The organism is Arthrobacter rhizosphaerae (assembly GCF_023062595.1).
In the GTDB taxonomy this organism is placed as follows: domain Bacteria; phylum Actinomycetota; class Actinomycetes; order Actinomycetales; family Micrococcaceae; genus Arthrobacter; species Arthrobacter rhizosphaerae.
Genome location: NZ_JALLAN010000003.1, coordinates 120887 through 133666 on the forward strand (window position 1 = coordinate 120887; position 12780 = coordinate 133666).

Below are 12780 nucleotides of genomic sequence, written 5' to 3' on the forward strand. Positions count from 1 at the left end.
CTCGCGGCGTGCCGCCGGCACCCGGGCGCGCCTCGCTTCAAAGCGAATTGCAGCGGCCGCACGGGGCCTGCAGATTGAGAGGTTCTCTTCGGTGGTGGCAACGTACCCCTGACAGCCATTGGCGGGTCGTATTCTCTTTATCCGACCAATTTGCAGTTGTGAGACGTTCGGTTGTTAGACGGCATTTCGAGACAGCTTACGTCCATGTAGCCACGTTGATCTTGGAACCCAGCGGCAGCGTGGCCGGCTTGCCTCGTTGATCGATCGTATTTGAGACGGACTTCCAGGTCCGCAGAAACGTCACCTGAATCACTTTGGCGGGACAGTTTTGCGTCGGTAACCGTGGAAACCCAGAACACGCGTTTGGATGAGACATTCACGACGGGGGAGCAGCCGGAAGCTGTCGCGGTAGGGACGGCTTAGAGAACGCTTAGCTTCCCTCCTTGGCCCTCATTGATGGCGTTAGGAAGGGGTGGCAAGGCTCCCGATTCCTATATTTGATCGATCCACATACCTGCACACGGATTCCCCTAATCCTTCCACCACTGAACTGATGGATTTAAAGAAGCAGCCAAACTAGCAAACGAAGCATCAAATATCCGTGATCGTCTATGTAATGGATACCTTCCACGTAGGCTTGCGCAAAAGTCTTCAACATGTCGCGAACGGAGTGAAATTCAAGTGGATGCTCGTTCTGCTCAATCCGAAAGTGGAATACGCTCGCTCGAAAGTCTTCGCTCTGGAACTGAGCGCCTACCCGCGGACCTTTCGCATCGGTCAAGCGCTATGACTACTCCGCCCATGCCTCAATCTCAAGCACCAATGCGTCGACCGCGGCGCTCAGTACATCGCCCGAGTCCTCCCTGTATATCTCAAGTTCATTTAGCACACCGTCTCTCACATGGATAAGCACGTGAACCAAGACACCGTCGGAGTCGGGGTAGGTCGCCTCGACGGGAATGCGGCGAGAAACCATGGCAGGAGTTGGAGAGATCGGGCGGAGCAGAAGGCTCCCGTTTCGATCAATCTGCTCAACGACTATGCTCGATAATTGTCGCCTGAGTTCCGCGGAACCCTGAAAGTGGGTATCGAGCATCCGCTGAAGCAGATCTATTTCCTTTGCGGAGGCTTGACGACGATCTCCGACTTGGTCAAGGTACATAGTAGGTTCCCACGTTAATCTTGCCGTCCGGCAGCGTATACGCCCGATATTCGATGGTAGTCCCTCTGAGTTCGATGCGGCCCCAGAACGAACCCGTCTCCGCTGTCGTCTTGGCCACGGCTGTCGTCACCTGCTGGTGAATCATCGACTCAACTTCTTGAACGCCCAGACCTGTTCCTTCTAAGTGCCGCGCACCGTGCCCAAAAACGATGTTGGGTGCGGTCGCCCCACTCTTAACTACCTTTGCGCCGGATGAGGCGGTCTTTCCTAGTTTCCCGATAGATCCAACGACAGGTAGGGCGCCCATTGCTGTGAGGGGGATATCTTCTTCGCTGATGGCGGGTTTGCCTTCGATCTGGTTGGCCAGCATGTCGAGGCCGATTGAGCCGGCACCAAATACGGGGATCCATCCTACGTCGAAGCTGATGTATCTAATAGCTGTGGCTAGGGCTGCTTCGTTGCCGTATTGATTTTGATAGGCCGTGAATCCATAGGGGTCAGCCATCCCTTCTGCTATTAGGTCGAGGTTGCTGCTCGTGGTGGCGGCGGGTTGCGCTCTGCTGGAAGAGACAAGCCTTTCGAAGTACGTCGGTGGCGCAGCCATGAACGCGGGTGCAACGTATTGGCCTGGTGTGGCGGTGGCTCTGTGATCGCGCCAACCGCCGCTGTCCCCACCGTCCGTGATTCTTGGCCCAGCGATCATGAGGCCGGAGGGGTCCGAGCCGTTGACTGGGTCGCCTTCGGCATATATGTAAGCGGAGAAGTTTTTGGCTTCACCCAGTTTCAGGATGGGATCGGGGGCGGTGAAGATGCCGAGGACGGGGTCGTAGTCGCGGGCGCCGAGGTGGGTGAGTGTACTGGCGGTGTCGTTGGTTCCTGAGATGTAGCCGGTGGCGGCGGAGAACCCCGTTTCGTTGGATTCGTTGGAGCCAGGGCCGGTACGGGTCGAGGGGGCCGCTGCGAGGGCGGTTTGGCCGATCGCGGTGAGGGTGGGGCCTCGGGTCAGGCCGAAGGGGTCCGTGTGGCGTTTGACGGCTGTGATTCCGACTGTTCCGCCGCCTGTGGTGGGGCCGGTCATGACTTGGGCGGTGTTGACGCTGTCGCCGTTGATGAAGGCCACTGAAGTTGCGGTGACGCCTGGCCGGGAGGTGCGCTGGGCGACGGTTTTGCCGGCGAAGGTGTAGGTTCTGGTCGCTGAGATCGCCCCTGCAGTGGCGCAGAACGCGGTCGCGTTCCCTACTGTGACGGTGGTGCCGGTGCCGTCGATGATGGCGACGAGTGTTCCGTCGGCGGTGTAGTAGCGCTGAGACGTGGTTCCCGTCCCTGTGACGGGTGTTGTGCCGGTTGCGGCGGATGGGTTGGGGTTTCTTGGGACGGTGCTCGTTCCGGAGGTGGAGGCGATTTTCCCGTCAGGGGTGTAACTGATGGTTTGGCCTGCCCGGTTGGTCATTTGTCCTGCGGTATCCCAGCCGTAGCTGTCTGTGGTGACGGCTCCGGCGCCTGTTGTCCGTTTGGTGGATTGAAGCCGGTGGGCACCGGGGGCCCCGGCGGCCGGGTAGGTGGATTCCTCCGTGACGGCCACGGCCCCTGTTGATGTGTAGCGGGTGGCTTTAGACCGATCACCGGCGGTGTTGTATTCGTAGGCCTGGGCGTAGGGTGCCGTGCCGCCGAGGCCGGACGCGGTGAACCCACCGGCACACTCCTGGCTGGCCGGGGTCCATACCCCGGCCAGCCGGCCGGCGTGGTCGTAGCTGTAGCACTGGTAGTCGGAGGCTGCCGCCCCGTTGGGGCGGGTGGCGTAGGTGAGTTCGCGCGAGGTGAGTTGCCCGCTGGGTTCATAGGTGTATTTGGTGGTGCCCATGTCAGTGATGACGTTGCGGGCGTTGTTCGAGTACTTGGTATCCAGGAGCCTGCCTGTGGCGTAGTCCCAGGAGAATACGGCCCGGGCTGAGCCCATGGTGTCGGTACCGGCGGTGAAGAGTTTGTTGTCGCGTTGGGCGTAAGCAGTCACGTTGTTCATGTTGTCCCGCTCAGTGCTGCCGATGTAGGTGACGCCGAACTGCGAGGAGACCCCTGAGGGCTGGTCCAACTCGTTGTAGGTGTGGGAGACGGCCTCCTGGGGAAGTCCTCCGATAGCGGGGTAGGTGACGTAGGCGGGAAGCCCTGATTTGCCGTATGTTGATTTGGTTTCGTAGGTTCCCGCGAGGGTTCCGACGGATGCCGGGAGCTGGACCTTGACTGAGTTGGGTTGGTAGTTCGCGTTGTAGCCGGAGCTGGTGGTGGTGACGGCCTGGTCCTGGTTGGGGCCGTTGAAGCGCGTACTGGAGGCGAGCTGGCCTTTCTTTTCCGTGTCGTACGTGTGGGTCAGTAGCGTTTTCGCGGGCTGGCCGGACAGGGCCGTGGATACTTTGGTCGCGCGGTCGAGCGTGTCGTATTCAGTGGTTGTGACGGTACCGAGGCCGTTTATAGCGGTTGCTTTCCGGCTGCTGGTGTCGTAAGCGGTGGAGGTGGCGCCGGTATCGGGATCGGTGGCGCCGGTCTGGCGGCCGAGGGGGTCGAATACCCAGCCCCAGGTATTGCCTGCCGGGTCGGTCATCCCTGTCATTTGTTGCAGTGGGTTGTAGGTGTAGGTGGTGGTGTCTGCGGTCCCGGTTGCCGTCGTGCCGCGGAACGTTTTTCGGGCGATGGTCTTGCCGGCGGCGTCGGTGTTGACTGTGACGGCTGGTTCGTTGCCGGGACCGGTGGTGGTGACGGAGTTGGTGCCTGCATAGGCGATGGTGGTCGCCCATTGTTCCTCGTTGTCGTAGGCGAGCTTGCGGGTCTTGATCAAGCGCCCTGCTGTGTCGTATTGGTAGTTGGTGGAAGAGGGTACGGCTTCGGAGGGGATCCGGAGGATTCCGTCGGGGTCTGTGGAGAGGTAGTACCCCTGCCGTTCCAAGGCCTTATCGCCGGTGTCGCCGTACAAGGTGTCTGTGGTGATGCTTCCGCCGTGGGTAGAGAGGCTCTGGGTCTGTCGGATACGGCCCAGTCCGTCATAGATCTTGTAGTCCTCCAAGGTCCCGCCGCTGTAGGTGATGATCCCCGTTTTGATCCAAGAGGGCTCCGTCTGGGAGACCCTGTAGGTGGTTCCGGTGGTGGGGACGGGGTTGGTGGCCTTGGGCCGGCTGGGGTCCCAGATTCCCGTGGTCCGGCCGCTGGCGTCATAGGCGGTGGTGGTGGTGGATCCGTTCGGGTCCACGGATGAGATTTCCTGTCCACGTACGGGGTCCAGGTTTTTGGTGCCGGCCCAGCCAAGAGGGTTGGTGACAGTGACAGTGGTAGCGGGCCCGGCGGCTGGACTGTAGGCGGTGGTGGTGGTCCTGGCGGTGCCGGTTGTTGTGTCTGTTGCGGTGCTCAAGCGTCCGAGGGAGTCGTACCCCAGGGCCGGTCCCGGCTGCCAGTCTGTGACCGCCGTACCGGTGATGGCCTTGGCCTGCCGTATTGTGCTCAGGCTGCCCTTGGTGGGGGCAGCGTATCCGGCACTGCCCGGCACGGCACTGGTGTTCGTGTCGTAGAGGCGCTGACTGGACTTCAGCAGGTTCCCGGCGGGTGCGCCGGCGCTTGTGCAGGCGCCGCTGTAGGTGGAGATGACAGCGGGCAGGGATAGGAGGTTCGCGGCGGTGCCATCGGCGTAGCTGGTGGTGGTGCAGGTGTCATCGGCTGCTGTGGAAAGGTCCAGGGCGTGGGTGCTGGCCTTGGGTCTTCCGAGGGAGTCGAAGTGGGTGTCGCTTTGAGTGGTCCGCCAGCCGGTGTCTATGGCTGATTTTGCCCATTTTTTGCTGGTTCCTTGTTGACGGGCGGTTGGTGTTCCGAGTGCTGCGGGTCCGGTGGCGGTGGGGGTGGACGCCCATGGGACGGTCACGGAGGTGCCCAGCAAGGCTCCGTTTTCACTGCGGAGACTCTGGGTTTCCAGGACCCGGCCTGCGAGCCAGATGGAGTCGGTGACAACACTGCCGTCTGTGGCTGTTTGTTGGGCAGTGTTCAGTCCGCCGCTGCTGTTCGAGGGGGTTTTATCGAGCCCGCGGAGGTAGGTGGTGAGGGTGGTGCTGCCGGCTGTGATGGTTTTGACCTGGGCCCAACCTGCGGCGATGGACCAGGTCTGTTTCGCCCCGGCCGTCCCGGTCCGGTAAGTGGGTTCGGGGTATTTCCAGGCCGGGGTGCCGATGTACTGGTAGCGGGTGTTCTGGGACCGGCTCCCGGCCCCGCCGGGGCCGGCATCGACTATTATCGCAGCGACCGGGTAGATGTGGAACCAGTCCATCCGTGAGGCCTGCATGATCGGGGTGGTGGGCTGCCACCATTGCGGGAAGCAGCGCCGGGTATTGGTTTCCGGCGATGAGGGAAGGCTGGTTGGGGAGCAATCTGCTCCGTTGTAGGCGACGGCGGTGGTCGCGCCCGTGACGGTCTTGATGGCGGAAATACGGAACCTGTTCAAGGGTGCGAGTCCGTCCATTACCCATACCCGGTTTTGCAGGGTCTGCCCGCCGAACACGACGGGCGGATCGGTGATGGTGCCCTGGCCGGCTTGGGTGTTCAGGCCCTGGTGTTCCACGGAGCCCAGCCACAGTGCCGGTTTGGTGCCGTCGCCGGGGTTGGGCATGGAGTGGGAAAGGTTCCATCGATCCGCTGCCTGATAGGCGGTGCCGACGAGGGTCTCGGTCTGGACGCCGGTGAGCCGATAGTCCATGTAGAAGGTGGGCGACTGGATGGTGCAGGGGCCTGTTGCCGGGCAGGCGAGGTCTGTGGGAACGTCTGTTCCTGCAGCACAGTCGATCCCTGTGCAGCGCTCTGTGTAGTCCAGCCTGATCCTCAGTGGAGCAGAAGCGATCAGTTCGCTGCCGGCGCGCATACCGTAGTCGATCCGGTCCAGACGGCTGGAGCGGACGTAGGGCAGGATCGCTCCTGTTCCGGCCTGCGCCCGGTAGTGGTTGGTCGCCTGACTGTAGTACTGCGCCTGGCTGTTGCCGTGCACGTCAACGATGTAGTCCAGGTTCCAGCCTTGGGCCTGCTGGCAAAGCGAAGCTGCGAAGGAGCCGGCAGCGCAGGGCTGGTCCGCGGCAGCGGCCCCCACGGGGAGAGTGTCCACAGAGTTGGTGGTGGCGTTCCCTGCAATCCAGCCGGGGAGCTTGTTCAGGCCGAAGAAGTACTGGGTCCCGGAAGTGTCGGTGATTTTCCAGTGGCCGCCGTCATGGCTTCCGTTGGTGCCCGCGCCAGTGAGGTATTCGACGCGGGAGCCGTCGTCTTTGGAGAGCTTCCAGGCACCGGTGGCGGTGTCTTTGACCAGTTCTCCTGAGCGGCCGCCGAAACTGATGGAGACATTCTGTCCACCGGGGTTGCCGCAAAGGTCATAGGACCCGGTGACACCTTGGTCAGCGCAAGGGCGGAAATTCTGGGTGATTCGTCCCGATCCGGAAAGGCCCCAGCCGTCGCCGATTGCGCTGGCCTGGTTGTTGGTGGCACTGGTCAGTTCGTCGACCCGGGTGGAGTCATAGGACAGGCCCAGTTCTGGTGAAGGCCCCACGGATCCTTTTCGCGCAGAAATCGGGTAGGTCCAGGTGAATCCGCCGGTCTGGCCTGTTGTTCCCCAATTTCCTGATGATGTTCCGGGGAGGGCTGTGAAGTCGCCGGCGCCTTTGTCATTGGCAGCGGGCGGCGCCAGTGGGAAGGAGGCATTCCGGATGGCTGGCCCTTGGGTTTTTGATTCCGGGAGCGATGAGCTCGAGGCGCCGGTGACTGTCGCCTTGGTCCCGGGGGCCTCAGGTGTGGTGAGCACGTTGATGGCAGCCGGCGGCGTCGATTCAAGTGAGGGTATGGCTGAGGCGTTGTTTACGGACCCTTGGTTGAACTCGCCGGGCAGAGGCGGGAGGACGGGCAGGGAGTACGAGGTGGTTGCCAACGCTATGGCGGCGAGCAGTGTGGTGGACTGGAAAAAGTGGTTCAGTTTCATTTGAGCACCGTCACTGTCGTGGGGTTGGCGGATCCCCAGAGGGACACTATTTGGTCTTTGTCGAGGACTCCGTTGGTGAGGGCGGGTCCGGCGAGAAGTCCGGTGAAGCGTGGGGTTCCTGCTGTTGTTGTGGACGCGCCGAGGAGGACTGTGGATCCTGCCGGGGTGGATGCGTGTGCTTCGGAGGTGGTGGCGACGGTCCAGGTCTGGGTGTCATTTGATGTAGCGGACGTGATGCGCAGTTGGCGGTTGATTTTGTCGTAGACGGAGTTGACGAAGTACCAGGTCCCTGTCTGCACCGTTGTTCCGGTTGCTGATACGGCTACCGTGGCTCCCGCGGAGGTCCGGGTGGCCAGTTCCCAGCGGCCTGAGGTGTTGATGCGGAGTTCGGCCAGGACGGTACCGGCGGAGTCTTTCTGGGTGATGACTGGCTGCACTGTGGTGCCTGTGCTGACGGTGGGGCAAAACCATCCGGAGACGGTGAAGCTGTTTGCGGTGTCAGCTGCGGCTGCTGTGGTGCTCCCGTACCCGCCCTGCAGGCCCAGCGCGGCACCTGCAAATTCGGGCGGCGTTCCTTCTTCTGCGATGTCGGTGCAGGTCCCAGTAGGTCCATCGGTGCCGGCGGGAATCAGCACAGAGGTCGCTGATCCGGAAGTCGTCACAGATAGCGACTGGGTGGGCATGGGCGCGTAGTTGCCTACGGTGAAGGCTGCTGTGGAGCCGTTGAGGGTTTTTTTGAAGGTCCCGACGTTTCCGGCTTCGTCAACTGCCCAGGCGGTGATCCTGGTGTCCGCTATCGTGATGGCGGCGGTTGTGAACGTGGTGGTTTTTCCATCTGCGGGGCAGATCATGGTGAATTCCTTGATCCGTTGCCCGCAGGACATGTCGGCGGGGTAGCTGATGGAGGCTCCCTCGCCGGTGAGGGCGTAGATGAATCCCTTGACCGGGTCTGCGCTCGGGTTCGTCAGTTTGAACTCGTAGGGCGTCTGCCCTACCACCCCGTTCGGGTCCGATAGCCCTGAACCAAGTGCCGTGGAAACAGCAGAAATCGTCGGGGCCGGCGGTGCTGTTGTGTCGACCTTGAAGTGGTATGTCACCCCGCCTGCCGTCAGTCCGGTGCCGTCCTGGGTGTGGAAGATGAAGTAGTAGTCCCCATCAGTCAGTGGGGGATCTGATGTGCTGGCGCCCCAGTTCACGGAGCCCCCGGTACCGGGGATGTAGAGCGCGCCTTGGGTCATCTCCCAGACGGAGGTTCCGTCGGATTTGCGGACGGCGGCCAGAATCGCCAGGCTGCCGTCCGTGTTTCCGTCGGGGTCGGAGGCGTTTACGGTGAAGACCGGCTTGTCGAACCGTGTGAGCCCGTTTTGCTGTCCGGGCGGGCACTGGTGGCTGCAGAACGTCATCCCGGTCAGTTGGGGGGTGTTCGGGGCGGTCCCGTAGCTGATGGTGACGCTGGCGTTGTTCGCGAACCGTTTCCAGCTGTATTCATCCCAGCCCTCGCCGTTAGCGATCAGGCCCACTGCCCATTCGGGGGAGGAGGAGAGCCAGTCCTTGGCCGGTGCCATGTCAAAGGCCACTGTTGAGGCGCCGCAGCCGCTGTAGCCGTGGGCGAAGGACTTGCTTTCGAGCAGCTTCACCAGGTTGGGCTGGTTGTTCCAGGTCGTTCCCGGTCCGATACCGCTGGTGACGTAGGCGGTCACCACGCGCGGGGAGCAGGAAGAGGAATGGATGTTGCTGACGTTGAAGCGGGCAGCGAAGATGTGTTTCCCGGCCATGGGCTGGGTGGTGAACTGCCAGTAGCCTCGGGTGGCGTGATTGACGCCGTAGGCGTAGTCCCATTTGGCGGGCAGGAAGCCGACGTGGACGCTGCCGTCGGTGTACTGGCCGTTCAGGTAGTTCGTTCCCGGGAAGGCGTTGTCGACGTACAGGAATGAATGCTGGGTCGTGGACCAGTCGGGGTCGATGTAGAGCGGGTAGGTCAGGTCGGTGCGGGTGGTGACCGTGCCGATGCCCAGTTTCTCGTGGGTGCCTGCAGCGTCTGTGGTCAGGGACAGGTCGAAGGAACCGGTGACCCCCGGCCCGCCGGGGTCACCGGGGCCGGCTCCTTCATGGCGGGAATCCCACCACCGGCCGGCCGCGCTGCGCAGGACTTCCTCACCGCTGGTCTGGCTGGTGCCTTTCAAGCCTCCCTTACCATCGGAGGAGAGGGCGACGCCGGTGCTGTCGAGCTTGAGTTTGAGCTCCACAACCCGCGGGTCCCTTGCCGCTTCGGGGGTGTAGATCTTTAGGACCTGGGAAATGCCCTGCTTCTTTGCGACCTGGATCAGGTCCACTCCGGGCAGGACATTCGGGTAGGTGGCGGTATTTCCCCTGACCTGCGCGGCAGGGAGGGACCCATAGGGCCAGGACTCGGTGACGGAATGGCCTTTACCGTCCGCGACCGAGGACATGTGATTGCTGCCGCCCTTCCCCACCGCGAGCTGAGCTGGAACCATCTTCGGTTTCAGAACACCGTCACGCTCCACCAGATCGGTGGAGATATCGGCCCATTGGCCGTTGTACTGCATGCGTACAGGCTCCGAGGAAACCGTTTTGGTGAACTTCCCGTCAGGGGCCGCCACGACCTGCTCGCTAGGGGTGGTGAGCGCCTCAACAACCACATCAGTCCCGGAGGTTGCCGCTTCCTGCGCTGCAGCGGCCTCGGCAACCTCTGACGCGGAACGTTCCGGGGCAGAACCGGCAGTCTCGGGAGCAGTCTCGGCTGCTGCCTGTTGCGGAGCGGGGGAGGTGGGTTCCATCGCGGCGGCCGGGGGCACGAACCCGAAAGAAACAACAGCCAGGAGAGTGAGACCGGAAAGCAGCCGGGCAGGGCGAATCGAGGTGTGCATGCGTGTGGATTTCCCCTGTACAGGACAGGGGGCAATCAACCATCCCCCGATCGCGATGAATTTATGCACGGATCATATTCATGATTCACAGGTTCTGGCAAGAAAATTTGTATGTTCTTCCCAGCCGGATCATTTATGACTAATCGCCACCTGAACTTAACCGACAACGCGTCAATAAGGTGGGATATTGGGCCCAATAATCAATAAGGTCACTTGCTTTATTTACTGCTCTAAAAACGGAAACTACTTTCTAAGAACATACGAAGCCAGATACCAGTTGTGGAGACTTTCCGCACCCAGGGATGCCCCGAACCGAAGGGCATATGCGGACGACCGGGACCCGCTCGAGCGATCGCTGTTTCGCAAATCAACGACCTTGATTCCCGTTAGTAATTGGAGTGGCATCTCTGTCTGAGCATGTCCCAGAAGTCATTTCCGTACGCGGAGCGACGCCGCACTTTTGGAATAACTTCTGGAACGTTCAGATTACGAGCACACTGCGGGGCTTAGGGCGGAAAAGTGTGTTCCGGTTCCAAGCAAGTGGGACGGACGGGAGCCAGGAACACGCCAGGAGGGTCCAGATGATCCAGAGGATGGTACCAAGTTGTCTTGTGGGGCTGCACGTGCTGAATCAACTCGCCCGCCCAATGCGTATTCTCCGAAGCCGGCAGAAAATTGCTCATTTGACGAGGATTGTATGGAAAGGCAATTCGCCGTGTCCCCATTCATATCCCCGGCCAACAGACGTCGACCATGCCTGCCCAATTCTGCCTATTACCCGCATGTATGTCTCAAGTTCTTCTGGTTCCTGGGACAAGACTTCGGATCCGTCGGAGATTATCGTCAGGTAGCTCCGCGCGGGAAGCCAACCCAGATCGTACAAGCACTCGTCGAATGCCGCCCAGTTCCAGCCGAAATAGCCCCGGAAGGCAAAGGCCTGGGCGTACTCGCCAAAGAGCCCATCTAGGGTCCGCATCCTGTTACCAGCGAGTTCGATGACGAGGACGTCAGCCTTGGCTGCTGCGGTGCGGATAAGACTAGCCTCACGTTTACTCGCTTCGTGCACACGGGGGCCCGAGAGGCTTGTTACCAATTCAAACGTTGTCATTGCCGTCACCTAACAAAACCACCAAGGCCTGAACATCGATTTCCTTCTACCGGGGCTCGTATGCACGATCGAGCAAGGTCCTCATGATGAGGACTTCGCCTGGAACAAGCGTTCGGGAGGTCATTTCGAAATCCTACTGTTGTTGTGCCGGTCCTTGACTGGCAGAGAGACCAATGGGACGTCCCGTTTCCAAGGAAGTGGGACACCTTCCACGGCCCCTATTGTCTGGCGTCTCGATATTGTTTGCGTGTGAACATTTTCAACGTGCAGCCGCGCCCTCGTGTGCTCTTTGAAGACCTTCCCCAGGAGGTGCTGACAAAAGAATTCTTGGAGCTCGTACCAACGTTCAAGCTCATATCCAGCACTGAGAGGGTGCATGAAGACGAGTACGACGTCCTGGTAACGTTCGCGGAGGACGCCCGTCGTCGTTCCGCACATCTGCACGTACTCTCATTTGGAGCGGACATGGCGGGAGGCTTCGTTGAGGACCAAACGAAGTACTTCTTCGTTCGGGATATACCCACGCTGGCAAATGAGCTGGCAATCCCAACCGACGCCCCACCGGCCCTTGCCGCACTCTTGAAAACATCAGTGATTCCCAACATGCCCGATGGGCACAAAAGGGTCTGGCGCCTTGTGAAGCCTGCACAGGGTTATCAGGCAACAGTCGCAAAGGATGGCAACCTCGCATCGCGGTGCATTCCCCTTGTTCACGTCGGGGCGACACAATCCGTGTATGCACTGCTGACGGAACGCGGCGGCAAGCTGAACTTGGTTTTGCCGGCAGAAACTCAACAGCACTTGGCTTGGCTGCGGCTCTTCCTGGACATGGTTGGCAATGTTGACTCCGACAGTGTGCCCCCGGACCTTGAATGGAAAACAAGCCAGCGGTGGTCCCCGCCCGAAGTCAGCAAGCATTTAGGTGACCTGCAGGGACTCAGGCAGGCTCATGAGGAAGCTGTCACGGAGTTTCAGCGACGTGAGCAGGAGATACAAGCCCAGTTGGAGGAATCGACGCGCTTGGCGGACGAAGGAACACGCCGGATTCTCATCAGTGACGGCGACGATCTAGTGCAGGCTGTAACCACGGTTCTGGAAGACCTGGGGTTTAGCGTCAGAAACATGGACGATCACCATGACGAGCGGACCGGAGCGAAGCTTGAAGACCTTCGCGTCGAGGACCCGTCCGATCCTAGCTGGCTGAGTCTTGTGGAAGTGAAGGGGTACACGAAGGGCGCGAAGGTGAATGACGTCCCCCAAATTACAGGGCGCCCGGCAGTGGCCTATACCAAGGAAACCGGCCAGGAGCCTCCTGCCGTCTGGCATGTCGTCAATGCTTGGCGGGGCACTAATCCATCGACTCGCGTCCAGGCGATCCCCGCCGATGACGATCTGCGGCCGCTCACCGAGGCCGGGGGAGCGCTCATAGATACACGTGACCTTTATGAAGCGTGGAGGGATGTATCCGCGGGTATAGCGGACGCTGATTCAGTCCGAGCAAGCCTCAGAGAGGCGAAGACTCGTTGGCGATGGATGCCTGAGAGCTGAACGCTTCCCACATCTAAGGAAGTGGGACAGCTCGCAGACATGTGACTGATGGTTGATACCGTCGGTTGGGGTCCCGTTGAGGCGGTGA

At 60.9% G+C, this 12780-nt stretch carries 5 protein-coding genes; 1 reads left to right on the plus strand and 4 read right to left on the minus strand.

What is annotated here, in order from left to right; translation table 11 throughout:
* Positions 1-790: 790 nt before the first annotated feature.
* The 4 genes from MU551_RS05485 to MU551_RS05500 form a co-directional block, all read right to left on the minus strand.
* Positions 791-1162 carry a DUF6984 family protein gene (locus tag MU551_RS05485; protein WP_247041371.1) on the minus strand — a complete coding sequence of 124 codons (372 nt, stop codon included), beginning with the start codon at positions 1160-1162 and terminating at the stop codon, positions 791-793.
* Positions 1152-7148 carry an RHS repeat-associated core domain-containing protein gene (locus MU551_RS05490; protein WP_247041373.1) on the minus strand — a complete coding sequence of 1999 codons (5997 nt, stop codon included), beginning with the start codon at positions 7146-7148 and terminating at the stop codon, positions 1152-1154. The genes MU551_RS05485 and MU551_RS05490 overlap by 11 nt, the downstream gene beginning before the upstream one ends.
* On the minus strand, positions 7145-10036 hold the full coding sequence (locus MU551_RS05495; RefSeq protein WP_247041375.1) for a LamG-like jellyroll fold domain-containing protein: 2892 nt from the start codon (positions 10034-10036) through the stop codon (positions 7145-7147). The genes MU551_RS05490 and MU551_RS05495 overlap by 4 nt, the downstream gene beginning before the upstream one ends.
* A gap of 679 nt (positions 10037-10715) precedes the next feature.
* Positions 10716-11144 carry a barstar family protein gene (locus MU551_RS05500; protein WP_247041377.1) on the minus strand — a complete coding sequence of 143 codons (429 nt, stop codon included), beginning with the start codon at positions 11142-11144 and terminating at the stop codon, positions 10716-10718.
* Positions 11145-11393: 249 nt separating this feature from the next.
* On the opposite strand from MU551_RS05500, the gene MU551_RS05505 reads away from it, so the two are divergent.
* Positions 11394-12692 carry a hypothetical protein gene (locus MU551_RS05505; protein WP_247041379.1) on the plus strand — a complete coding sequence of 433 codons (1299 nt, stop codon included), beginning with the start codon at positions 11394-11396 and terminating at the stop codon, positions 12690-12692.
* Positions 12693-12780 lie beyond the last annotated feature (88 nt).